Source organism: Streptomyces sp. NPDC088194, assembly GCF_040702025.1.
GTDB lineage: Bacteria > Actinomycetota > Actinomycetes > Streptomycetales > Streptomycetaceae > Actinacidiphila.
On the sequence record NZ_JBFBIV010000021.1, the window covers coordinates 86,113 to 106,079 of the forward strand.

Here is a 19,967-nt window from a genome sequence, read left to right on the forward strand (position 1 = left end):
TACGAGGGTACGGGTGGCGCGGCGAAACCGTCGTGAAACGGCCGCCGCACCACCCCCCACCTGCGAACTTCTACTCGACTACTACTTCGAGTAGAGCTCGACGATGAGCTGCTCCTGCACCTGGGTGTCGATCACCTGGCGCTCGGGCATGCTGTGCACCAGAATCCGCAGCTTGCCGGCGTTCGACTCGAGCCACGCGGGCACGGTCTTGTCGCCGGCCTCGCCCTGCGCCACCGCGAACGGGGTCAGGTTACGAGAGCGCTCGCGGACCTCGACGATGTCGTTCACGGCCACGCGCGCCGACGGGATGTCGGTCTTGCGGCCGTTGATGGTGATGTGTCCGTGCCGGACCAGCTGACGGGCGTGGTCACGGGACTTGGCGAAGCCGGCCCGGTACACCACGTTGTCGAGGCGGGTCTCGAGGATGCGCAGAAGGTTCTCACCGGTCTTGCCGGTCTTCTGGTTCGCTTCCTTGTAGTAGTTCACGAACTGCTTCTCGAGGACACCGTAGATACGCGCGCACTTCTGCTTCTCGCGAAGCTGGAGAAGGTACTCGCTGTCCTTGGTGCGCCCGCGTCCGTGCTCACCCGGGGGGTAAGGACGGATCTCGATCGGGCACTTCGCGCTCTCGCACTTAGCTCCCTTGAGGAAGAGCTTCTGCTTCTCCCGACGGCATCGCTTGCAGTCGGCCCCGGTGTAACGCGCCATTGTCTCAGTTCTCCTGTATCAGCTGGTCAGACGCGGCGGCGCTTCGGCGGGCGGCAGCCGTTGTGAGGGGTCGGGGTGACGTCCTGGATCGAACCCACCTCGAGGCCGGTGGCCTGGAGGGAGCGGATCGCGGTCTCGCGGCCGGAGCCGGGACCCTTGACGAAGACGTCCACCTTGCGCATGCCGTGCTCCTGCGCGCGGCGGGCAGCCGACTCGGCGGCCATCTGCGCGGCGAAGGGGGTGGACTTGCGCGAGCCCTTGAAGCCGACGTGACCGGCGGAGGCCCAGGAGATCACGTTCCCGGCAGGGTCGGTGATCGAGACGATGGTGTTGTTGAACGTGCTCTTGATGTGGGCGTGCCCGTGAGCGACGTTCTTCTTTTCCTTGCGGCGCACCTTCTTGGCTGCGCCCTGACGGCCCTTAGGAGGCATGTGTCAACTTCTCCCGGTGGAGGTGATCGGTCCTACAGCGAAGACCGCTGATGGGGTCTGGCTGTCGGACTACTTCTTGCCCGGCTTCTTCTTACCGGCGATGGCGCGACGCGGGCCCTTGCGGGTGCGGGCGTTGGTGTGAGTGCGCTGGCCGTGGACCGGCAGGCCCCGACGGTGGCGCAGACCCTGGTAGCAGCCGATCTCGACCTTGCGGCGGATGTCGGCCTGGACTTCACGGCGGAGGTCACCCTCGGTCGTGTAGTTCTCGTCGACCCACTTGCCGATCTTGACGAGGTCTTCCTCGGCAAGGTCGCGGACGCGGGTGTCGGGGTTCACACCGGTGTTCTTCAGGATCTCCTGGGCGCGCGAGCGCCCGATGCCGAAGACGTAGGTGAGGGCGATCTCCACGCGCTTCTCGCGCGGGAGGTCAACGCCTGAAAGGCGTGCCATGTGCTTGGCTCCTGGTGTTCTCGGAGGTCTTCCGCAGTTCCGGGTTCCCTTCCGCCGTACCAGGTACGGAACGGGTCCCCGGCCTCCACCGGGGGTGTCATCCCCGTACCGGACGGGGATGGGAACTGCGTATGTACGCGTGGTGCGTCGCGCGAAGTTCTGCTGGTGCAGGGGTGGTCGGCGGGCGTCAGCCCTGGCGCTGCTTGTGGCGCAGGTTGTCGCAGATGACCATGACCCGGCCGTGACGGCGGATCACCTTGCACTTGTCGCAGATCTTCTTGACGCTCGGCTTGACCTTCATGGGACTGAGGTTCTCCGGGTCGTGGTGAGATCTACAAGCGGGTTACTTGTATCGGTAGACGATCCGTCCGCGCGTCAGGTCGTAGGGAGACAGCTCCACGACGACCCGGTCATCCGGAAGGATTCGGATGTAGTGCATCCGCATCTTGCCGCTGATGTGCGCGAGGACCTTGTGACCGTTCTGCAGTTCCACCTTGAACATCGCATTCGGCAGAGACTCGATCACGGTGCCCTCGATCTCGATGGCGCCTTGCTTTTTGGCCATGTCCTGCTTTCGGGATCGGCTACCGGGGTCGGCTCCGGACATGCCGGAAGACACGCGGGGCCGACATATGAGTCTACGGCAAGCGCCGCTGAAACACGAATCGAGATGTATGCCCACCGAGCGTGATCGTTACGCGCGGAGGCCACCCCTCGCCGGCGAGCCGAAGGACGGGTTCAGCCGGCCGGAGGCGAGAAGGCGCTAACGAAGCGGGTCGGGGGCGGTGGTGATGCCGTACTCCGCCAGCTTGGCCTTGCCCCCGTCAGGGGCGGTGAGCACCAGCGGGCCCTGCTCGGTGAGCGCGATGGTGTGCTCCCAGTGCGCAGACCAGGAGCCGTCGTCGGACTTGACGGTCCACTCGTCCTCCAGCACGTGGGTGTGCGGTGTGCCGAGTGTCACCATCGGCTCGATCGCCAGGCACAGCCCGGGCACCAGCCGGATGCCGCGGCCGCGCTTCTTGGTGACGTAGTTGAGCACGTGCGGGTCCATGTGCATCTGGGTGCCGATGCCGTGGCCGCCGTACCCCTCCACGATGCCGTACTTGCCCGAGGACGGGCGCGGCTGGCGGCGGATGTAGGACTCGACCGCCTGCGAGATGTCGTCCAGCCGGCTGCCCTTGCGGAAGGCGGCGATGCCGGCCCACATGGACTCCTCGGTGACCCGGCTCAACTCGGCCAGCTCCGGGGCGTGTCCGGTGCCCACCAGGCAGGTGAAGGCCGCGTCGCCGTGCCAGCCGTCGACGATGGCGCCCGCGTCGATCGCGAGGATGTCGCCGTCCTTGAGCACCGTCACGGCGTCCGGGATGCCGTGCACCACCACGTCGTTGACCGACGTGCAGATGTTGCCGGGGAAGCCGCCGTAGCCCAGGAAGTTGGGCTTGGCGCCGTGGTCGGCGATCACCTTCGCGGCGACCTCGTCCAGGTCCTTGGTGCTGGCGCCCGGTACGGCCGCCGCCCGGGTCGCCTCGTGGATCGCCGCGACGACCAGACCGGCCTCCCGCATCTTGGCGATCTGCTCCGGGGTCTTCAGCTCCACCATCGCGGCTGATGCCTTCCTTGCTGCCGTGAGTCGCTACTGCCGTAAGTCGCTACTGCCGTAAGTCGTTGCTGCGGTAAGTCCTTGCCTCCACCAACCATACGGCCGTGGCGCCCGTCGGGGCACCACGGCCGTGGGAGGTACGCGTACCGGCCGGGCCGGTACCAGGTGGGCTACGCGCTCTGCTCGCTGTCCGCGTCCGCGCGCAGGGCCGCCATGGCCCGCCCGGTGACGTCGGCCACCGCGCCGAGCGCGGAGATCGTCACCACCAGGCCCTGCTTCTTGTAGTAGTCGATGATCGGCTCGGTCTCGCGGTGGTAGATCTCCAGCCGGTTGCGGACCTTGTCCGGGGCGTCGTCGTCACGCCGGTACAGCTCGCCGCCGCACTCGTCGCAGACACCCTCGGTCTTCGGCTGCTTGTACTCGACGTGGAAGACGTGCGCGCTGTCGTTGCGGCAGATCCGGCGGCCGGCGATCCGCTTGACCACCTCTTCCTCCGGGACCTCCAGGTCCAGCACGCCGTCGAGCGCGATGTCATGCCGGGCCAGGTAGGCGTCCAGCGCCCGCGCCTGGTGCTCGTTGCGCGGGAAGCCGTCCAGCAGGAAGCCGCCGGCCGCGTCCGGGCGCTCCAGCCGGTCCTCGGCCATGCCGATGGTGACTTCGTCGGGCACCAGGTCGCCGGCGTCCATGTACGCCTTCGCCTGCTTGCCCAGGTCGGTGCCCTGGTTGATGTTGGCGCGGAACAGGTCGCCCGTGGAAATGTGCGGGATCGAGAGGTTCTTGGCGAGGAACGCGGCCTGCGTTCCCTTGCCTGCGCCGGGCGGCCCGACCAGGACGATACGCATCAGCGGAGGAACCCTTCGTAGTTACGCTGCTGGAGCTGGCTTTCGATCTGCTTCACGGTCTCCAGACCCACACCGACGATGATGAGGATGCTGGTGCCACCCAGAGGGAAGTTGCCGTTGCTCCCGTTGAAGATCGCGATCGCGACCGTCGGAACGAGGGCGATCAGGCCCAGGTACAGCGAACCGGGCCACGTGATGCGGTTGAGCACGTAACTCAGGTATTCAGCGGTGGGGCGACCGGCCCGGATACCCGGGATGAACCCACCATACTTCTTCATATTGTCGGCTACTTCTTCGGGGTTGAAGGAGATCGCGACGTAGAAGAAGGCGAAGAAGACGATCAGCAGGAAGTACGCGGCCATGTACGCCGGGTGATCACCCTTGGTGAAGTTGCGCTCGATCCACTGTGCCCAGCCGGCCGTCGACCCGGAGAACTGCACGATCAGCGCCGGGATGTAGAGCAGCGAGGAGGCGAAGATGACCGGGATCACACCGGCCTGGTTCACCTTGAGCGGGATGTACGTCGAGGTGCCGCCGTAGGACCGGCGGCCGATCATGCGTTTCGCGTACTGCACCGGGATACGGCGCTGGGCCTGTTCGACGAAGACCACCAGGCCGACCATGACCAGGCCGATCAGAATCACCGCGAGGAACTCGACCCAGCCGCCCGCGATGGTGCCGGAGACCTTGATGCCCCACAGCGAGCCGGGGAAGCCGGCCGCGATCGAGACGAACATCAGGATCGACATGCCGTTGCCGATGCCGCGGTCGGTGATCAGCTCACCCAGCCACATGATCATCACGGTGCCCGCGGTCATGCAGGTCACCATGGTGACGGTGGTGAAGATCGACTGGTTCGGGACGATGTCGTTGCCCTTGGAGCAGGTCGAGAAGAGGTTGCCGGAGCGGGCGGTCGCCACCAGACCGGTGCCCTGCAGGATCGCCAGCGCGACCGTCAGGTACCGGGTGTACTGCGTGATCTTGGTGGTGCCGGCCTGCCCCTCCTTCTTCAGGGCCTCCAGCCGCGGAATCACCACGGTCAGCAGTTGCAGGATGATGCTCGCCGTGATGTACGGCATGATCCCGAGCGCGAAGATGGTGAGCTGGAGCAGAGCTCCGCCGCTGAACATGTTGACCAGACCGAAGAGGCTGTTGTTGCCCTTCGTCTGCTTCACACAGTCATTGACGACGCCGAAGTCGATACCGGGCACCGGGACGTGCGCGCCCAGCCGGTACACCACGATGATGGCCAGCGTGAAGAGCAGCTTCTTGCGCAGGTCGGGCGTCCTGAACGCCCGGGCGAACGCGGTGAGCACGGTGCCTCCTGCACCCCCCGCGCCACGGCGGAAGGACGGTCTCTGGTGAGATTTCTGACGGATAGGGGCTCGGCCACCTTACCGGCGACGTGGCCCCGGTAGGAATGACCCATCGGCCAGGGAAAATTCACAGAAATGAACGACCGGGGACGCCCTGAGGTACTGGGCGTCCCCGGTCGGGTTGCACATCCGGCTCAGACGAGCTCGGTGACGGTACCGCCGGCCGCGGTGATCTTCTCCTTGGCGGAGCCGGAGACCGCGTCCACGGTCACCTGCAGAGCCACGGAGACGTCGCCGGCGCCGAGCACCTTGACGAGCTGGTTCTTGCGCACGGCACCCTTGGCGACCAGGTCGGCAACGGTGACCTCACCACCCTCGGGGTAGAGGGCGGCGAGCTTGTCCAGGTTGACGACCTGGTACTCGGTGCGGAACGGGTTCTTGAAGCCCTTGAGCTTCGGGAGGCGCATGTGGAGGGGCATCTGCCCGCCCTCGAAGCGCTCCGGAACCTGGTAACGGGCCTTGGTGCCCTTGGTACCACGACCGGCCGTCTTGCCCTTGGACGCCTCGCCGCGACCCACACGGGTCTTGGCGGTCTTGGCGCCCGGAGCCGGACGGAGGTTGTGCACCTTGATCGGGTTGTCACCCATGATCAGTCGACCTCCTCGACCGTGACGAGGTGGCGGACGGTGTGGACCATGCCGCGGATCTCCGGGCGGTCCTCCTTGACCACGACGTCGTGCAGGCGCTTGAGCCCGAGCGAACGCAGGGTGTCACGGTGGTTCTGCTTGCTGCCGATGTAGGACTTGGTCTGCGTGACCTTCAGGCGCGCCATCACACACCGACCCCGGCTCGGGCGCGCAGCAGCGCGGCCGGCGCGACATCCTCGATCGGCAGACCGCGGCGGGCGGCGATCTCCTCGGGCCGCTGAAGGCCCTGGAGCGCGGCCACCGTGGCGTGCACGATGTTGATCGCGTTGTCCGAGCCGAGGCTCTTGGACAGCACGTCGTGGATGCCCGCGCACTCCAGCACGGCGCGCACCGGGCCACCGGCGATCACACCGGTACCGGGGGAAGCCGGCTTGAGCAGGACGACGCCCGCGGCCTTCTCGCCCTGGATCGGGTGCGGGATGGTGCCCTGGATACGGGGGACCTTGAAGAAGTGCTTCTTGGCCTCCTCAACACCCTTGGCGATGGCGGCCGGCACCTCCTTGGCCTTGCCGTAGCCGACACCGACGGTGCCGTCGCCATCGCCCACCACGACCAGCGCGGTGAAGCTGAAGCGACGACCACCCTTCACAACCTTGGCGACGCGATTGATCGCGACGACCCGCTCGACATAGGCGGTCTTCTCGGCCTGCTGGCCGCCGTCCCGCCGGTCCTTACGGTCCCGTCGCTCGCCGCCACCGGCACCGCTTCCGCGGCGCTGGGGTCCAGCCATTGGAATTACCTCTCTTCGTTATCCGCTAGCTAACGGAACCGGTCAGAACTTCAGACCGGCTTCGCGGGCGGCGTCCGCCAGGGCGGCGATCCGCCCAGCGTACTGGTTGCCGCCACGGTCGAATACGACAGCTTCGACGCCCTTGGCCTTCGCACGCTCGGCCACGAGCTGGCCGACCTGCTTCGCCTTGGCGCTCTTGTCGCCTTCGCCGCCGCGGATGGACGCGTCGAGGGTCGACGCCGACGCGAGCGTGTGGCCCGCGAGGTCGTCGATGACCTGCGCCACGATGCCGCGGTTGGACCGCGTCACCACCAGGCGCGGGCGCTCGGTCGTACCGTTGACGCGCTTGCGGACCCGAATGTGGCGCCGCTTGAGCGCCGCACCCTTGTACGCCTTGCCCTTGGCGATCTTCACACCGTATGCCATGGCTACTTACCAGCCTTTCCGACCTTGCGGCGGATGACTTCGCCGGCGTACTTGACGCCCTTCGCCTTGTACGGGTCAGGCTTCCGCAGCTTGCGGATATTGGCGGCCACTTCGCCGACCTTCTGCTTGTCGATGCCCTCGACGGAGAACTTCACCGGGGACTCGACCTTGAAGGAGATGCCCTCGGGGGCCTCGACGAGAATCGGGTGGCTGTATCCCAGCGCGAACTCCAGGTTGGAGCCCTTCGCCTGGACGCGGTACCCGACTCCGCTGATCTCAAGGGACTTGCTGTAGCCCGCGGTCACGCCGGTGATCATGTTCGCCACCAGCGTGCGGGACAGGCCGTGCAGGGCCTTCGAGACACGCTCGTCGTTGGGGCGGGTGACCAGCAGCACGCCGTCCTCGCCCTTTGCGATCTCGATCGGCGCGGCAACGGTGTGGGTGAGGGAGCCCTTGGGGCCCTTCACCGCAACCGTGCGGCCGTCGATGGTGACGTCCACTCCGGCGGGAACCGAGATGGGCAGCTTGCCGATGCGCGACATTGCTCTACCTCTCTTTCCCGGTTACCAGACGTAGGCGAGGACTTCCCCACCCACGCCCTTCTTCTGCGCCTGCTGGCCGGTGAGCAGACCGTGCGACGTGGAGATGATCGCCACGCCCAGGCCGCCCAGCACCCGAGGCAGGTTGGTGGACTTTGCGTAGACCCGAAGACCCGGCTTGCTGATCCGCTTGATGCCGGCGATCGAGCGCTCGCGGTTGGGGCCGAACTTCAGCTCGAGGATGAGGTTCTTGCCGACCTCGGCCTCCTCGACCTTCCAGCCGGTGATGTAACCCTCCTGCTGGAGGATCTCCGCGATGTGCGACTTGATCTTGCTGAACGGCATCCCGACTTCGTCGTGGTACGCCGAGTTAGCGTTCCGCAGACGGGTCAGCATGTCTGCGATGGGGTCGGTCATGGTCATGAGTTGGCCCTGGGCCTCTCTCGCCGGGGTTTCCTGTCTGCTCCGTCCCTCTCCCCCGGCTTGAGCCGGGAGCGGGTGTGGTGCGGGGACCTACGGCGTAGTGGATCGGGTCCTGATGTCCGGGAGAGGACTACCAGGAGCTCTTGGTCACGCCCGGCAGCTCGCCACGGTGGGCCATCTCACGAAGGCACACGCGGCACAGGCCGAACTTGCGGTAGACGGAGTGCGGCCGGCCACAGCGCTGGCAGCGGTTGTACGCGCGCACAGCGAACTTGGGCTTGCGAGCCGACTTAGCGATCAGAGCCTTCTTCGCCACGGTCAGTTCTCCTTGAACGGGAAGCCGAGGTGACGAAGGAGGGCACGACCCTCGTCGTCGTTGGTCGCCGTGGTGACCACGGTGATGTCCATGCCCCGGACCCGGTCGATCTTGTCCTGGTCGATCTCGTGGAACATGACCTGCTCCGTGAGACCGAAGGTGTAGTTGCCCCGGCCGTCGAACTGCTTCGGCGACAGGCCCCGGAAGTCGCGGATACGCGGCAGCGCCAGCGACAGCAGGCGGTCCAGGAACTCCCACATCCGGTCACCGCGCAGCGTGACGTGCGCGCCGATCGGCTGACCCTCACGCAGCTTGAACTGCGCGATGGACTTACGGGCCTTGGTGACCTGCGGCTTCTGGCCGGTGATCGTGGCGAGGTCGCGGATCGCGCCCTCGATCAGCTTGGAGTCGCGGGCGGCGTCGCCCACACCCATGTTGACCACGATCTTGGTGAGACCGGGGACCTGCATGACGTTCGCGTAGTCGAACTGCTCACGCAGCTTGCCCGCGATCTCCTCGCGGTAGCGCGTCTTGAGACGCGGAGCGGTGCTGGTGGTAGCGGCACCTGAAGTTGCAGTAGTCATCTCAGATGTCCTCACCGGTCCGCTTGGCAACGCGGATCTTGGTGCCCTCGTCGTCAAAGCGGTAGCCGACGCGGGTCACGACCTTCTTGCCGTCCTTCTCAACAACCAGCTGCACGTTGCTGACGTGGATCGGCGCCTCGGTGGTGATGATCCCGCCGGTCTTCGAACCGCGGTCGGTCTGGCCGGCCTTGGTGTGCTTCTTGACCCGGTTGACACCCTCGACAAGGACCCGGTCCTCGCGGGGGAAGGCCACGATGACCTTGCCCTGCTTGCCCTTGTCCTTGCCGGTGATGACCTGGACCAGGTCGCCCTTCTTGATCTTCATCGGTTACAGCACCTCCGGCGCGAGCGAGACGATCTTCATGAACTTCTTCTCGCGCAGCTCACGGCCCACCGGGCCGAAGATACGGGTGCCGCGGGGGTCGCCGTCGTTCTTGAGAAGCACGGCGGCGTTCTCGTCGAAGCGGATGTACGAGCCGTCGGCGCGACGGCGCTCCTTGACGGTCCGGACGATGACCGCCTTGACGACCTCGCCCTTCTTCACGTTGCCACCGGGGATCGCGTCCTTGACGGTGGCGACGATGACGTCACCGATGCCCGCGTAGCGGCGACCCGAACCACCGAGAACACGGATGCAAAGGATCTCCTTGGCACCAGTGTTGTCGGCGACACGAAGTCGCGACTCCTGCTGGATCACGTCTGTCTCCTGTTTGTCTGCCGGTTCCCGGCGGGCGCCACGCAAGCTGACCTGCGTGGCGCCCGCCGAGCCTGGCGGAACCGTCCTGCGAGGGAATCCCCGCAGGAATTACTGGGTTACTTGGCCTTCTCGAGGATCTCCACGACACGCCAGCGCTTCGTCGCGGACTGCGGCCGGGTCTCCATCAGGAGGACGCGGTCGCCGATGCCTGCGGCGTTCTGCTCGTCGTGTGCCTTGAGCTTGTTGGTGCGGCGGATGACCTTGCCGTAGAGCGCGTGCTTCACGCGGTCCTCGACAGCGACCACAACGGTCTTGTCCATCTTGTCGCTGACCACGAGACCCTCACGGGTCTTGCGGAAGCCGCGCGCGTCACTGGCGGGGGTCTCAGTCACATTCTTCTCGCTCATCAGGCGCTCTCCACCGTCTCGATGCCGAGCTCACGCTCACGCATGAGGGTGTAGATCCGGGCGATTTCCTTGCGGACGGTCTTGAGCCGGGTGTTGTTCTCAAGCTGTCCGGTGGCCGCCTGGAAGCGGAGGTTGAACAGCTCCTCCTTGGCCTCACGCAGCTTGCCGACGAGGTCCTCGTCGCCAAGCTGGCGCAGCTCGGTCGCCTTGGTACCGGCCGCCATCACGACTCACCTGCCTCGCGCCGCACGATGCGGCACTTCATCGGAAGCTTGTGCGCGGCACGAGTGAGCGCCTCGCGCGCAACCTTCTCATTCGGGAAGGACAGCTCGAACATCACCCGACCGGGCTTGACGTTCGCGATCCACCACTCCGGCGAACCCTTACCGGAACCCATGCGGGTCTCGGCCGGCTTCTTCGTCAGCGGGCGGTCCGGGTAGATGTTGATCCAGACCTTGCCGCCACGCTTGATGTGGCGGGTGATGGAGATACGAGCGGACTCGATCTGCCGGTTGGTCACGTAGGCGGGGGTGACGGCCTGCAGGCCGAACTCGCCGAACGCCAGCTCCGTGCCGCCCTTGGCCATACCGCGCCGGGTGGGGTGGTGCTGCTTGCGGTGCTTGACCCTACGGGGGATCAGCATGGTACTTAGCCTTCCGTTCCGGGGGTCTCAGCAGCCGGAGCCGCCGCCTCGACAGGAGCGGGCGCGTCGGCCTTGGGGGCCGCTGCGGCACCGTCCGTCTGGGGACGACGACCACGGCCGCCGCGCTCGCCACCGCGGCGCTGCGGACGCTCGTTGCCACCGCCACGGGCCGGGCGGTTGCCGGCACGGGCCGCGGCGTTGTCGGCGCGGACCTCGGCGATGTTCTTCACGTCGCCCTTGTAGATCCACACCTTCACACCGATCCGGCCGAAGGTGGTCTTGGCCTCGAAGAAGCCGTAGTCCACGTTCGCCCGCAGGGTGTGCAGCGGCACCCGGCCCTCGCGGTAGAACTCCGAGCGGGACATCTCGGCGCCGCCGAGACGGCCACCGCACTGGATCTTGATGCCCTTGGCGCCGGCCTTCAGCGTGCCCTGCATGCTCTTGCGCATGGCACGGCGGAAGGAGACCCGGGAGGAGAGCTGCTCGGCGACCGCCTGGGCCACCAGCTGCGCGTCCATCTCGGGGTTCTTGACCTCGAGGATGTTCAGCTGGACCTGCTTGCCGGTCAGCTTCTCCAGGTCACCGCGGATACGGTCGGCCTCCGCGCCGCGACGGCCGATGACGATGCCCGGCCGGGCGGTGTGGATGTCGACGCGGACGCGGTCACGGGTGCGCTCGATCTCCACCTTGGAGATGCCGGCCCGCTCCATGCCCTGCGTCATCATCCGGCGGATGGCGACGTCTTCCTTGACGTAGTCCTTGTAGAGCTTGTCGGCGTACCACCGGGACTTGAAGTCCGTGGTGATGCCGAGCCGGAACCCGTAAGGGTTAACCTTCTGGCCCATTACCGGGTCCCTTCCTTGCTGGCAACGACCACGGTGATGTGACTCGTCCGCTTGCGGATGCGGTAGGCGCGGCCCTGGGCGCGCGGCCGGAACCGCTTCAGGGTCGGACCCTCGTCCACGTACGCCTCGCTGATGAACAGCGACTCGGCGTCCGTGTGGTCGTAGTTGTGCGCGGCGTTGGCGATGGCGCTGTCGAGCACCTTGCCCACCGGCTCGCTCGCGGCCTGCGGCGTGAAACGCAGGACCGCCTGAGCCTCCGTGGCATCCATGCCACGGATGAGGTCCACCACGCGGCGGGCCTTCATGGGCGTGACGCGGATGTACCGCGCCTGGGCCCTGGCTTCCATGGTTGTCCCTTCAGTGTCTGTCATGGTCGGTCGCTTCTCGCCGCTGGTCAGCGACGCCGCGCCTTGCGGTCGTCCTTCTCGTGACCGCGGAAGGTGCGGGTCGGCGCGAACTCGCCGAGCTTGTGGCCGACCATCGACTCAGTGACAAACACCGGGACGTGCTTACGGCCGTCGTGCACCGCGATCGTGTGGCCCAGCATGGCCGGGACGATCATCGAGCGGCGGGACCAGGTCTTGATGACGTTCTTGGTGCCTGCTTCGTTCTGGACATCCACCTTCTTGATCAGGTGGTCGTCGACGAAGGGCCCCTTCTTGAGACTCCGCGGCATCTAAACCCGCTCCTAGCGCTTCTTGTTCGTCTTGCGGCGGCGGACGATGTACTTGTTGCTCGCCTTCTTGGGAGAACGAGTACGACCCTCCTTCTGACCCCAGGGCGAGACCGGGTGGCGACCACCGGAGGTCTTGCCCTCACCACCACCGTGCGGGTGGTCCACCGGGTTCATGGCGACACCGCGGACGGTCGGGCGAACGCCCTTCCACCGCATGCGGCCGGCCTTGCCCCAGTTGATGTTCGACTGCTCGGCGTTGCCGACCTCCCCGATGGTGGCGCGGCAGCGGACGTCGACCATCCGGACCTCGCCGGACGGCATGCGAAGGGTGGCCATGTTGCCTTCCTTCGCCAGCAGCTGCACCGAGGCGCCCGCGGAGCGGGAGATCTTGGCGCCGCCACCGGGCCGCAGCTCGATCGCGTGGATCGTGGTACCGACCGGGATGTTGCGCAGCGGCAGGTTGTTGCCCGGCTTGATGTCGGCGCTGGGGCCGTTCTCGATCCGGTCGCCCTGCTGCAGGCGGGCGGGGGCGAGGATGTAGCGCTTCTCGCCGTCCGCGTAGTGCAGCAGCGCGATGCGCGCGGTGCGGTTGGGGTCGTATTCGATGTGCGCGACCTTGGCGGGCACGCCGTCCTTGTCGTGCCGACGGAAGTCGATCACTCGGTAGGCGCGCTTGTGGCCACCGCCCTGGTGGCGAACGGTCACACGACCGGCGTTGTTACGGCCGCCCTTGCTGTGCAGCGGGCGGACCAGCGACTTCTCCGGCGTGGACCGCGTGATCTCGACGAAGTCGGCGACGCTGGAGCCACGACGGCCCGGGGTCGTCGGCTTGTACTTGCGGATACCCATTTCTCAGTCCTCGGAATATTCCGGACTTCGACTCGAACCGATCCCCGTTAGGAGACCGGGCCGCCGAAGATGTCGATGCGGTCGCCCTCGGCAAGGGTCACGATGGCGCGCTTGGTGTTGGCGCGCTTTCCGAAACCGGTGCGGGTGCGCTTGCGCTTGCCCTGCCGGTTGATCGTGTTGACCCCGGTGACCTTGACCTGGAAGACCGCCTCGACGGCCTGCTTGATCTGGGTCTTGTTGGCGCGCGGGTCGACGACGAAGGTGTACTTGTTGTCGTCCAGCAGCGCGTAGCTCTTCTCGGAGACGACCGGCTTGATCAGCAGGTCGCGCGGGTCCGTGAAGGTCTTGCTGGTGATCGAGGCGGCCGGCACCTGGTCGGTGACCTCGGTCAGTTCGGTCTGCTCGGCCATCAGGCGTCGCTCCCTTCGGTCTCGGCGGCGCCGGTACCGGGGACACTGACGAACCGGTCGAAGGCGGCCTTGGTGAAGACCACGTCGTCGGAGACGAGCACGTCGTACGTGTTGAGCTGGCCGGCCTCCAGGATGTGCACCTGGGGGAGGTTGCGGGCGGACAGCCACCCGGCCTCGTCGGCCCGCTCGACGACGAGCAGCACGTTCTTGCGCTCGCTGATCTTGCCCAGCAGCGTCTTCGCGGCCTTGGTCGACGGCGTCTCGCCCTCGACGATGCCGGTCACGACGTGGATACGGCTGTGCCGGGCGCGGTCGGTCAGGGCACCGCGCAGGGCGGCCCTGATCATCTTCTTGGGCGTGCGCTGCGAGTAGTCGCGCGGCACGGGGCCGTGCACGACGCCACCGCCGGCGAACTGCGGTGCGCGGGTCGAGCCCTGACGGGCGCGGCCGGTGCCCTTCTGGCGGTACGGCTTCTTGCCACCACCGCGGACCTCGCCACGCGTCTTGACCTTGTGCGTGCCCTGGCGGGCCGCGGCAAGCTGCGCGACGACGACCTGGTGGATCAGCGGGATGCTGACCTTGGCGTCGAAGATCTCGGCCGGGAGCTCTACGGTCCCGGCGGTGTCGCCCGCGGGCGACAGGATGTCGATGCTGGTGCTCATATCCTTCAGGCCCCCTTGGCCGCGCTGCGGACCAGGACGAGGCCGCCGTTCGGACCGGGAACCGCGCCCTTGATGAGCAGCAGGCCCTTCTCCGCGTCAACGGCGTGAACGGTCAGGTTCTGGGTGGTGACCCGCTCGTTGCCCATGCGGCCCGCCATACGCAGACCCTTGAACACGCGGCCCGGGGTGGCGCAGCCACCGATGGAGCCGGGAGAGCGGTGCTTGCGCTGGACACCGTGGCCGGCGCCGAGGCCCTTGAAGTTGTGGCGCTTCATGACACCGGCGAAGCCCTTGCCCTTGCTCTTGCCGGTCACGTCGACCTTGACACCGGCCTCGAACACCTCGGCGGTGATCTCCTGGCCGAGGGTGTACTCGGCGGCGTCGGCCGTGCGCAGCTCCACGAGGTGGCGGCGCGGGGTGACGTCGGCCTTGGCGAAGTGGCCCTTGAGGGGCTTGTTCACCTTGCGCGGGTCGATCTCGCCGAAGGCGAGCTGGACCGACTCGTAGCCGTCGGCGTCGTTCGTACGCACCTGGGTCACAACGTTCGGGCCGGCCTTGACCACGGTCACCGGGACGACACGGTTGTTCTCGTCCCAGACCTGGGTCATGCCGAGCTTCTCGCCCAGGATGCCCTTGATCTGCTTGGTCATCTTCTCCGCGCCTCTCAGAGCTTGATCTCGATGTCGACGCCGGCCGGCAGGTCCAGGCGCATCAACGAGTCAACGGTCTTGGGCGTCGGGTCGAGGATGTCGATCAGGCGCTTGTGCGTGCGCATCTCGAAGTGCTCGCGCGAGTCCTTGTACTTGTGCGGCGACTTGATGACGCAGTACACGTTCTTCTCAGTGGGCAGCGGCACCGGGCCCGCGACCTGCGCACCAGTACGGGTCACCGTCTCGACGATCTTCTTCGCCGAAGAGTCGATGACCTCGTGGTCGTAGGCCTTGAGCCGGATGCGGATCTTCTGTCCCGCCATGGCTACTCCGTAGTCCTTGTCTCTTTTTACGCTCTGGCATCCGCTTGTCCGACCCACGCGGTCGGGCGTGTCGCGTCTCTCGCACATGACTTTCCGCATGCGGAAAGGCCCTGCACCAGGGATTTGCGTGGGAGATCTCACCCACCGGATGCCTGATCGGAGCCGCGTTGACACTTCCCGGAAGATTCCCGTACGTCCGCCCCAGCGCTGCCCGGAGGGCAGATAAGGACGACGAGTACTGTGGGACTCGCTTCCGGTCCTCCCGACGGGAGGCGCGCAACATCGGCGCTCGACCGAGCAACTTGGGTAGTCTGCCATACCGGACGCACCGGACGCCAATCGAGCCGGGTAGCTTACCCCGTGGCCCGGAACACCCAAACCTGGGCGGGGCGGGTCCGGACAGGTCCCGATGACCGCCCGCGCGGGGCCGTCGCCTCGCCGGTGTCCGCCCCGCCCGCGCGGGCGGCGGTCAACAGGGGCGCGCGGCAGGCGCTTTGAGGCGCGAATCGTGGCCTATTGGCGCTCTGTCCCGATACCCGCCCGCCCGGGTAACTTTCCAAGGTGAGCCTATGGACTTCCCTGGAGCCCCCGTCCACGACTGTCGACGCGGGCAGCACCGCGGCCGTGCGCCTTCGCATCCGCAACACCGGCGACGTCGTCGACGAGTACCGCTTCACCGTCGTCGGTGACCTCGCGCCCTACATCACCGCCGAGCCGGCGACCCTCCGCCTCTACCCGGGCACCACGGGCACGGTCGAGCTCACGGTCGCGCCGCCCCGCACCCCCGACGCCACCGCCGGGCCGCACCCCTACGCCGTGCAGATCACCCCGTCCGAGCAGCCCGAGGCGACCACCGTCCCCGAGGGCAACATCACGGTGACGCCGTTCGTCGAGGTGCGCGCGGAACTCGTCCCGCACACCGTCAAGGGGCGCTTCCGGGGACGGCCCAAGCTGGCTGTCGACAACCTCGGCAACACCGCCCTCACCGCCTCCGTGAACGGCGAGGACAACGGCGACCAGCTCGGCTACGAGATCGTCCCGTCCAACGTCCGTATCGAGCCGGGCCGAGCGGCCTTCGTCGCCGCCACGTTGAAGCCCCGCCAGATCATCTGGATCGGCGCCAAGCAGAACCGGCCGTACCGGCTGTCGGTGTCCCGCTCGGGGGTCAGCCCGCTGACCGTGGACGGCGCCTACGTCCAGCGCGGCGTCCTGCCCCGCTGGCTCTTCACCGCCCTCACCCTCTGCCTGGGGCTCGTCATCGTCGGCGTCGCGCTCTGGTTCACCCATGCGCCCGCCCTCAGCAGCCGGGCCACGCCACTCGTCCAGCAGAGCACCGCGAGTGTGCTCCCCAGCCCGAGTTCCGCGCCCGCGCCGCCGCAGCCGGCCGCCACCACCCCGAGTGCGGCGGTGCCCACCACCCCGCAGGACACCCCGGCCCGCGGAGGCGGCGGCACCAGCGGCGGAGGCGGCAGCGGCGGTAGCAGCAGCGGTGGGGGCCACGGCGGCGGAAGCAGCGGTGGGAGCGGCAGCGGCCCCAAGCACACGACGCCGCCCGCCAGCGGGAGTTCGGCCGTCGAGCTGGTCGGCCAGGGCTCCCACCGGTGCATCACGGTGACGGACGGCGTCGCGCCGGGGGGCAAGGACGGCAAGCCGCTGGAGCTGTGGGACTGTAGCGGCGCCGCCTGGCAGCAGTGGACCTTCGTCCTGGACGGGAAGGCCGACTACCGGGGCACCATCCACTCGCTGGGACTGTGCATGGACGTCGCCAACGCGAACACGGCCGCCGGCACCACGGTCCAGCTGGCCAACTGCAACGGCGGCCCGGCCCAGGTGTGGACCCTCAACACCACCACGGGCGGCGATCTGGTGAGCATCCTCGCCAACAAGTGCGTGGCCGCGGTCAACAAGGGAACCGGCAACGGGACCAAGTTGCAGTTGGCGGACTGCGCCGGCACCTCCAACCAGAAGTGGGTCCGGGCCAAACCGTGAGGGTGCGGAAGGCCCGGCGACATGCGACCGGCGTCCTCGGCACACCGCTGTGGGTGTCGGGCCGTGACCGGCACCGGCCCGCACCGATGCCCGGTCCGGCGCTCGCCGGGCGACCGCTCCGCACCGGGGGCGGCCGGTCGCGAAACTGACACGCCCCGCCGCCTGCGCAGCCGGCCGTACTAGGGTCACGGGAATCCACCTAGTGCAGGGAGGCCGCGATGGCGGTGAAGGCCCAGGGTTCGGGTGCCCTGCTGCGGCTGCGGAAGGTCAGCAGGAACTACGGGAAGCGGCAGGCGCTGCTGCCGCTGGACCTGGATGTGACCGCCGGGAAGTGCACCGCGCTGTTCGGGCACAACGGGTCGGGCAAGTCGACGCTGCTGCGGATCGCGTCCGGCCGCGACGCCCCCACCAGCGGCCAGGCGCTCTTCGCCGGGCGGCCGATCAGCGAGGACGACCCGGAGGTACGCGCCCGGGTCGCCGTGGTCGGTGACACCGTGGCCTGCTACCCCGACCTCACCGTGCGCGAGCACCTGGAACTGGTGACGGTCGCGCACGCCGTCGACGACGCGGCCGGCTGGATCGACCAGGTGCTCGCCGACCGCCGGCTGTCCGACCACGCGGACGCGCTGCCCGGCGCCCTGTCCTCCGGCCAGATGCAGTCCCTGCTGCTGGCCGCCGCGCTGGTCCGCCCGCGGGACCTGCTGGTCCTGGACGAGCCCGAGCAGCGGCTCGACCCCGACGCCCGGCAGCGGCTGGCCGAACTGCTGGTCGCCGAGAAGGAGAGCGGCGTGGCGGTGCTGCTCGCCACCCACCAGGCCGAGCTGGCCGAGGCGGTCGCCGACCACCTGGTCGCCCTGGAGGACGGCCGGGTCGCCGCCCAGGGCCCGCCGGCCGACGTGCTGCGGCAGCTCGGCGCGGGCGCATGACCGGCAGCAGCCGCGCCTCGGCGGACACCCCCGAGGGGCCCGGACTCGCGGACCACGACGCCGACATGACCGACAGCCCCGCGCCCGACAGCCCCGTACCCGACAGCCCCGTACCCGGCGAGCTCGCACCCGACGACCCGGCAGCCGACGACCCCGACACGTACGCTTCCGGCGGCTGGAGCGAGGCCGACGACGACCGCACCACCGAGACGCTCGCCTGGCTGCGGACCAAGCGCAAGGCCCACCGCCGCCGGCAGGGCCGCGACCTGGCGGTGCTGCTCTACTCCGTGCTGCTCGCCGTCGTCGGCTACGGCAGCGGGCTGGCCGTGCACTTCCTGCGCGGCCTCGACGAAGGGACGGACTACGGCGGTTTCGGCGCCGGTCTGACCCGCGGCCTGCCCGCCCTGTTCACCGCGCTGAGCCTGCTGCTGTTCCTGGTCTCGGCCCGCGACGCGCTGTGGCGCGGCCCGGTGGTGCTGCCCGGCCCGGCCGTGGGCTGGCTGCTGGCGCAGCCGGTGCGGCGCGCGGCGGTGCTGCGGCCCTGGTTCCGGCTCTCCGCCGGGCTCGCGCTGATCCCCGGCGTGCTCGGCGGCGTCGCGGGGGCGGTGGCGCTGCGCGTCACCGGCCAGGCGTCCATCGGCGAGGCCCTGCCGGCCGCGCTGCCCGCCGCCGTCTGCCTGCCCCTGCTCGCGGTCGCCTTCGGCATGGCCGTGGAGCGCCGCCCGGACCGCGCCAGGACCGTACGGCGCTGGACCGCGCCCGCCGTCCTGCTGCTGGCCGCGCTCGGCGCGCAGACCGGGCTGGCCGGCTCCGGGCACCGGGTCCGGCCGCTGGAGTGGGTCGAGTTGTGGTCGGGGCCGTGGGGCTGGGCCGCCCAGCCGGTGGTCCGCGCCTGCGGCGGCAGCGTGCCGGGCTGGCCGGCCGCCCTGGCGCTGCTGCTGGCCGCCACCGCCGCCGCGGTCGTGCTCGCCCACCGCGAGGCCGCCGCCGTACCGACCGGGCAACTGCGGGCCAGGGCCGCCACCGCCACCACCGTCGCCTCGGTCGCCTGGTCGCTCGAACTGCGCGCCGCCAAGCTCGCCCTGCTGGAGGCCGGCGGCGGTGACGCCACCCGCATGGTCCGGCTGCCGCCCCCGCGCGGGCGCTGGGCCCGGCACCTCGCCGTCGTCTGGCGCGACGCCCTGACGCTGCTGCGCGCGCCCGGCCGGGTCGGCCGGGCCGTGCTGTGGACGGCCGCCGCCGCGACCGCGGCCGGGCTCGGCGCCGACCTCGGCGGCGAGCGGCGGCCGGTCGGCCTGGTGGTCGGCCTGGTCTGCGGCTACCTCGCGGTCGGCGCGCTCGCCGAGTCCGCCCGGGTCGAGACCGACGACCTGCGCCGCGCGGCCTGGTCGCCGTACCGACTGCGCGGCCTCATGCTGCAGCACGGCATCGTGCCGGCCGTCGTGGGCGCGGTCCTCGGCCTGCTCGCCGCGGTGCCCTTCGCGCTGCACGGCGCCCCGATCGCCCTGCTCTACCTGCCGCTGTGCGCCTTCCCGTTCACCGCCGCCGCGCTCTACGGCGCCTGCCGCGGCCCCGCCCGCACCCAGCTCATGTTCCTCGGCGGCGGCTCCCCCATCGGCTCCCCCGGGCCCCTCATCTACCTCGCGTGGTACGCGGCCGGGCCGCTCGTCGCGGTGACCGTGCTGGCGCTCACGCTCTCCCACGGCGCCCCCGCCACCGTGCTGACGGTCACGGTGCTCCTCACGGCGGCCATCGCCTACGCGGCGAGCGCGGCAGCGAACAAGCTCCTGCGCTGACCCTCCGCACGCAAGAAGGTGC

At 68.7% G+C, this 19,967-nt stretch carries 32 protein-coding genes; 3 read left to right on the forward strand and 29 right to left on the reverse strand.

What is annotated here, in order from left to right; translation table 11 throughout:
- Window positions 1–81 precede the first annotated feature (81 nt).
- The 29 genes from rpsD to rpsJ all read right to left on the reverse strand — a co-directional run bounded on the left by rpsD (window position 82) and on the right by rpsJ (window position 15,234).
- Complete coding sequence (rpsD, locus tag AB0399_RS14205; protein WP_328468123.1) at window positions 82–708, reverse strand: 30S ribosomal protein S4; 627 nt, start codon at window positions 706–708, stop codon at window positions 82–84.
- Between the two features lie 26 nt (window positions 709–734).
- Complete coding sequence (gene rpsK, locus AB0399_RS14210) at window positions 735–1,139, reverse strand: 30S ribosomal protein S11 (RefSeq protein ID WP_006376016.1); 405 nt, start codon at window positions 1,137–1,139, stop codon at window positions 735–737.
- Window positions 1,140–1,208: 69 nt separating this feature from the next.
- Window positions 1,209–1,589: a 30S ribosomal protein S13 gene (rpsM, locus tag AB0399_RS14215; RefSeq protein WP_328468121.1), complete on the reverse strand. Its 381-nt coding sequence runs from the start codon at window positions 1,587–1,589 to the stop codon at window positions 1,209–1,211.
- A gap of 187 nt (window positions 1,590–1,776) precedes the next feature.
- A complete protein-coding gene (rpmJ, locus tag AB0399_RS14220) occupies window positions 1,777–1,890 on the reverse strand; it encodes a 50S ribosomal protein L36 (protein ID WP_003956441.1) in 114 nt (37 codons plus the stop codon).
- Window positions 1,891–1,932: 42 nt separating this feature from the next.
- Complete coding sequence (infA, locus tag AB0399_RS14225) at window positions 1,933–2,154, reverse strand: translation initiation factor IF-1 (protein WP_003956442.1); 222 nt, start codon at window positions 2,152–2,154, stop codon at window positions 1,933–1,935.
- A gap of 198 nt (window positions 2,155–2,352) precedes the next feature.
- Window positions 2,353–3,189: a type I methionyl aminopeptidase gene (gene map / locus AB0399_RS14230; RefSeq protein ID WP_329365783.1), complete on the reverse strand. Its 837-nt coding sequence runs from the start codon at window positions 3,187–3,189 to the stop codon at window positions 2,353–2,355.
- A 170-nt stretch (window positions 3,190–3,359) separates the two neighbouring features.
- A complete protein-coding gene (locus AB0399_RS14235) occupies window positions 3,360–4,031 on the reverse strand; it encodes an adenylate kinase (RefSeq protein WP_329365785.1) in 672 nt (223 codons plus the stop codon).
- Window positions 4,031–5,347, reverse strand: a complete 1,317-nt coding sequence (gene secY, locus AB0399_RS14240) for a preprotein translocase subunit SecY (RefSeq protein WP_328468115.1) — start codon at window positions 5,345–5,347, stop codon at window positions 4,031–4,033. The genes AB0399_RS14235 and secY overlap by 1 nt, the downstream gene beginning before the upstream one ends.
- Window positions 5,348–5,541: 194 nt before the next feature.
- Entirely contained in the window at window positions 5,542–5,997 is a 456-nt protein-coding gene (rplO, locus tag AB0399_RS14245; RefSeq protein ID WP_328474400.1) for a 50S ribosomal protein L15, read from the reverse strand.
- Window positions 5,997–6,179, reverse strand: a complete 183-nt coding sequence (rpmD, locus tag AB0399_RS14250) for a 50S ribosomal protein L30 (RefSeq protein ID WP_031524772.1) — start codon at window positions 6,177–6,179, stop codon at window positions 5,997–5,999. The genes rplO and rpmD overlap by 1 nt, the downstream gene beginning before the upstream one ends.
- A complete protein-coding gene (rpsE, locus tag AB0399_RS14255) occupies window positions 6,179–6,784 on the reverse strand; it encodes a 30S ribosomal protein S5 (protein ID WP_031524774.1) in 606 nt (201 codons plus the stop codon). Before rpsE ends, rpmD begins: the two co-directional genes overlap by 1 nt.
- A 42-nt stretch (window positions 6,785–6,826) precedes the next feature.
- Window positions 6,827–7,210 carry a 50S ribosomal protein L18 gene (gene rplR, locus AB0399_RS14260; RefSeq protein WP_328468113.1) on the reverse strand — a complete coding sequence of 128 codons (384 nt, stop codon included), beginning with the start codon at window positions 7,208–7,210 and terminating at the stop codon, window positions 6,827–6,829.
- Between the two features lie 2 nt (window positions 7,211–7,212).
- Window positions 7,213–7,752, reverse strand: coding sequence for a 50S ribosomal protein L6 (gene rplF, locus AB0399_RS14265; protein ID WP_328468111.1), 540 nt, complete (start codon window positions 7,750–7,752; stop codon window positions 7,213–7,215).
- A gap of 21 nt (window positions 7,753–7,773) precedes the next feature.
- Window positions 7,774–8,172, reverse strand: a complete 399-nt coding sequence (gene rpsH, locus AB0399_RS14270; RefSeq protein ID WP_328468109.1) for a 30S ribosomal protein S8 — start codon at window positions 8,170–8,172, stop codon at window positions 7,774–7,776.
- A gap of 130 nt (window positions 8,173–8,302) precedes the next feature.
- On the reverse strand, window positions 8,303–8,488 hold the full coding sequence (locus AB0399_RS14275) for a type Z 30S ribosomal protein S14 (RefSeq protein WP_093713218.1): 186 nt from the start codon (window positions 8,486–8,488) through the stop codon (window positions 8,303–8,305).
- A gap of 2 nt (window positions 8,489–8,490) precedes the next feature.
- Window positions 8,491–9,072: a 50S ribosomal protein L5 gene (gene rplE / locus AB0399_RS14280; protein WP_329365791.1), complete on the reverse strand. Its 582-nt coding sequence runs from the start codon at window positions 9,070–9,072 to the stop codon at window positions 8,491–8,493.
- A gap of 1 nt (window position 9,073) precedes the next feature.
- Window positions 9,074–9,397 (reverse strand): 50S ribosomal protein L24, encoded by a 324-nt coding sequence (gene rplX, locus AB0399_RS14285; RefSeq protein ID WP_328468103.1) that lies wholly within the window; start codon window positions 9,395–9,397, stop codon window positions 9,074–9,076.
- Window positions 9,398–9,400: 3 nt separating this feature from the next.
- Complete coding sequence (rplN, locus tag AB0399_RS14290) at window positions 9,401–9,769, reverse strand: 50S ribosomal protein L14 (RefSeq protein WP_103886911.1); 369 nt, start codon at window positions 9,767–9,769, stop codon at window positions 9,401–9,403.
- A 116-nt stretch (window positions 9,770–9,885) separates the two neighbouring features.
- Window positions 9,886–10,176 carry a 30S ribosomal protein S17 gene (gene rpsQ / locus AB0399_RS14295; RefSeq protein ID WP_328468101.1) on the reverse strand — a complete coding sequence of 97 codons (291 nt, stop codon included), beginning with the start codon at window positions 10,174–10,176 and terminating at the stop codon, window positions 9,886–9,888.
- Complete coding sequence (gene rpmC, locus AB0399_RS14300; RefSeq protein WP_328468099.1) at window positions 10,176–10,400, reverse strand: 50S ribosomal protein L29; 225 nt, start codon at window positions 10,398–10,400, stop codon at window positions 10,176–10,178. Before rpmC ends, rpsQ begins: the two co-directional genes overlap by 1 nt.
- Window positions 10,400–10,819 carry a 50S ribosomal protein L16 gene (gene rplP, locus AB0399_RS14305; protein WP_093786106.1) on the reverse strand — a complete coding sequence of 140 codons (420 nt, stop codon included), beginning with the start codon at window positions 10,817–10,819 and terminating at the stop codon, window positions 10,400–10,402. The genes rpmC and rplP overlap by 1 nt, the downstream gene beginning before the upstream one ends.
- A 5-nt stretch (window positions 10,820–10,824) precedes the next feature.
- Window positions 10,825–11,664, reverse strand: a complete 840-nt coding sequence (gene rpsC, locus AB0399_RS14310; RefSeq protein ID WP_328468096.1) for a 30S ribosomal protein S3 — start codon at window positions 11,662–11,664, stop codon at window positions 10,825–10,827.
- Window positions 11,664–12,011 carry a 50S ribosomal protein L22 gene (rplV, locus tag AB0399_RS14315; protein ID WP_328468094.1) on the reverse strand — a complete coding sequence of 116 codons (348 nt, stop codon included), beginning with the start codon at window positions 12,009–12,011 and terminating at the stop codon, window positions 11,664–11,666. Before rplV ends, rpsC begins: the two co-directional genes overlap by 1 nt.
- Before the next feature lie 47 nt (window positions 12,012–12,058).
- Window positions 12,059–12,340: a 30S ribosomal protein S19 gene (gene rpsS, locus AB0399_RS14320; RefSeq protein WP_202235517.1), complete on the reverse strand. Its 282-nt coding sequence runs from the start codon at window positions 12,338–12,340 to the stop codon at window positions 12,059–12,061.
- 12 nt (window positions 12,341–12,352) lie between these two features.
- The gene (gene rplB / locus AB0399_RS14325; protein ID WP_202235516.1) at window positions 12,353–13,189 is read right to left on the reverse strand and encodes a 50S ribosomal protein L2; all 837 of its coding nucleotides are present in this window, start codon (window positions 13,187–13,189) and stop codon (window positions 12,353–12,355) included.
- Window positions 13,190–13,236: 47 nt separating this feature from the next.
- Window positions 13,237–13,560 carry a 50S ribosomal protein L23 gene (rplW, locus tag AB0399_RS14330; RefSeq protein ID WP_329374021.1) on the reverse strand — a complete coding sequence of 108 codons (324 nt, stop codon included), beginning with the start codon at window positions 13,558–13,560 and terminating at the stop codon, window positions 13,237–13,239.
- A gap of 38 nt (window positions 13,561–13,598) precedes the next feature.
- Window positions 13,599–14,261 carry a 50S ribosomal protein L4 gene (gene rplD / locus AB0399_RS14335; protein ID WP_328468086.1) on the reverse strand — a complete coding sequence of 221 codons (663 nt, stop codon included), beginning with the start codon at window positions 14,259–14,261 and terminating at the stop codon, window positions 13,599–13,601.
- A gap of 5 nt (window positions 14,262–14,266) precedes the next feature.
- Entirely contained in the window at window positions 14,267–14,911 is a 645-nt protein-coding gene (rplC, locus tag AB0399_RS14340) for a 50S ribosomal protein L3 (RefSeq protein ID WP_103886919.1), read from the reverse strand.
- 14 nt (window positions 14,912–14,925) lie between these two features.
- The gene (gene rpsJ, locus AB0399_RS14345; RefSeq protein WP_014144312.1) at window positions 14,926–15,234 is read right to left on the reverse strand and encodes a 30S ribosomal protein S10; all 309 of its coding nucleotides are present in this window, start codon (window positions 15,232–15,234) and stop codon (window positions 14,926–14,928) included.
- Window positions 15,235–15,795: 561 nt separating this feature from the next.
- Between rpsJ and AB0399_RS14350 the strand changes: the two genes are divergently transcribed.
- From AB0399_RS14350 to AB0399_RS14360, 3 genes are all read left to right on the forward strand, one after another.
- Window positions 15,796–17,223 carry a ricin-type beta-trefoil lectin domain protein gene (locus AB0399_RS14350; protein ID WP_366411461.1) on the forward strand — a complete coding sequence of 476 codons (1,428 nt, stop codon included), beginning with the start codon at window positions 15,796–15,798 and terminating at the stop codon, window positions 17,221–17,223.
- A 218-nt stretch (window positions 17,224–17,441) separates the two neighbouring features.
- Window positions 17,442–18,149 carry an ABC transporter ATP-binding protein gene (locus tag AB0399_RS14355; RefSeq protein ID WP_329365802.1) on the forward strand — a complete coding sequence of 236 codons (708 nt, stop codon included), beginning with the start codon at window positions 17,442–17,444 and terminating at the stop codon, window positions 18,147–18,149.
- Complete coding sequence (locus tag AB0399_RS14360) at window positions 18,146–19,945, forward strand: hypothetical protein (protein ID WP_366411462.1); 1,800 nt, start codon at window positions 18,146–18,148, stop codon at window positions 19,943–19,945. Before AB0399_RS14355 ends, AB0399_RS14360 begins: the two co-directional genes overlap by 4 nt.
- The last annotated feature ends 22 nt before the right edge of the window (window positions 19,946–19,967 follow it).

What these genes read in the sequence shown, in the direction of transcription:
- rpsD (WP_328468123.1), bottom strand. Translation starts at nt 708, where the DNA reads ATGGCGCGTTACACCGGGGCCGACTGCAAGCGATGCCGTCGGGAGAAG.
- rpsK (WP_006376016.1), bottom strand. Translation starts at nt 1,139, where the DNA reads ATGCCTCCTAAGGGCCGTCAGGGCGCAGCCAAGAAGGTGCGCCGCAAG.
- rpsM (WP_328468121.1), bottom strand. Translation starts at nt 1,589, where the DNA reads ATGGCACGCCTTTCAGGCGTTGACCTCCCGCGCGAGAAGCGCGTGGAG.
- rpmJ (WP_003956441.1), bottom strand. Translation starts at nt 1,890, where the DNA reads ATGAAGGTCAAGCCGAGCGTCAAGAAGATCTGCGACAAGTGCAAGGTG.
- infA (WP_003956442.1), bottom strand. Translation starts at nt 2,154, where the DNA reads ATGGCCAAAAAGCAAGGCGCCATCGAGATCGAGGGCACCGTGATCGAG.
- map (WP_329365783.1), bottom strand. Translation starts at nt 3,189, where the DNA reads ATGGTGGAGCTGAAGACCCCGGAGCAGATCGCCAAGATGCGGGAGGCC.
- AB0399_RS14235 (WP_329365785.1), bottom strand. Translation starts at nt 4,031, where the DNA reads ATGCGTATCGTCCTGGTCGGGCCGCCCGGCGCAGGCAAGGGAACGCAG.
- rpmD (WP_031524772.1), bottom strand. Translation starts at nt 6,179, where the DNA reads ATGGCGCGCCTGAAGGTCACGCAGACCAAGTCCTACATCGGCAGCAAG.
- rpsE (WP_031524774.1), bottom strand. Translation starts at nt 6,784, where the DNA reads ATGGCTGGACCCCAGCGCCGCGGAAGCGGTGCCGGTGGCGGCGAGCGA.
- rplR (WP_328468113.1), bottom strand. Translation starts at nt 7,210, where the DNA reads ATGGCATACGGTGTGAAGATCGCCAAGGGCAAGGCGTACAAGGGTGCG.
- rplF (WP_328468111.1), bottom strand. Translation starts at nt 7,752, where the DNA reads ATGTCGCGCATCGGCAAGCTGCCCATCTCGGTTCCCGCCGGAGTGGAC.
- rpsH (WP_328468109.1), bottom strand. Translation starts at nt 8,172, where the DNA reads ATGACCATGACCGACCCCATCGCAGACATGCTGACCCGTCTGCGGAAC.
- rplE (WP_329365791.1), bottom strand. Translation starts at nt 9,072, where the DNA reads ATGACTACTGCAACTTCAGGTGCCGCTACCACCAGCACCGCTCCGCGT.
- rplX (WP_328468103.1), bottom strand. Translation starts at nt 9,397, where the DNA reads ATGAAGATCAAGAAGGGCGACCTGGTCCAGGTCATCACCGGCAAGGAC.
- rpsQ (WP_328468101.1), bottom strand. Translation starts at nt 10,176, where the DNA reads ATGAGCGAGAAGAATGTGACTGAGACCCCCGCCAGTGACGCGCGCGGC.
- rpmC (WP_328468099.1), bottom strand. Translation starts at nt 10,400, where the DNA reads ATGGCGGCCGGTACCAAGGCGACCGAGCTGCGCCAGCTTGGCGACGAG.
- rplP (WP_093786106.1), bottom strand. Translation starts at nt 10,819, where the DNA reads ATGCTGATCCCCCGTAGGGTCAAGCACCGCAAGCAGCACCACCCCACC.
- rpsC (WP_328468096.1), bottom strand. Translation starts at nt 11,664, where the DNA reads ATGGGCCAGAAGGTTAACCCTTACGGGTTCCGGCTCGGCATCACCACG.
- rplV (WP_328468094.1), bottom strand. Translation starts at nt 12,011, where the DNA reads ATGGAAGCCAGGGCCCAGGCGCGGTACATCCGCGTCACGCCCATGAAG.
- rpsS (WP_202235517.1), bottom strand. Translation starts at nt 12,340, where the DNA reads ATGCCGCGGAGTCTCAAGAAGGGGCCCTTCGTCGACGACCACCTGATC.
- rplB (WP_202235516.1), bottom strand. Translation starts at nt 13,189, where the DNA reads ATGGGTATCCGCAAGTACAAGCCGACGACCCCGGGCCGTCGTGGCTCC.
- rplD (WP_328468086.1), bottom strand. Translation starts at nt 14,261, where the DNA reads ATGAGCACCAGCATCGACATCCTGTCGCCCGCGGGCGACACCGCCGGG.
- rplC (WP_103886919.1), bottom strand. Translation starts at nt 14,911, where the DNA reads ATGACCAAGCAGATCAAGGGCATCCTGGGCGAGAAGCTCGGCATGACC.
- rpsJ (WP_014144312.1), bottom strand. Translation starts at nt 15,234, where the DNA reads ATGGCGGGACAGAAGATCCGCATCCGGCTCAAGGCCTACGACCACGAG.
- AB0399_RS14355 (WP_329365802.1), top strand. Translation starts at nt 17,442, where the DNA reads ATGGCGGTGAAGGCCCAGGGTTCGGGTGCCCTGCTGCGGCTGCGGAAG.
- AB0399_RS14360 (WP_366411462.1), top strand. Translation starts at nt 18,146, where the DNA reads ATGACCGGCAGCAGCCGCGCCTCGGCGGACACCCCCGAGGGGCCCGGA.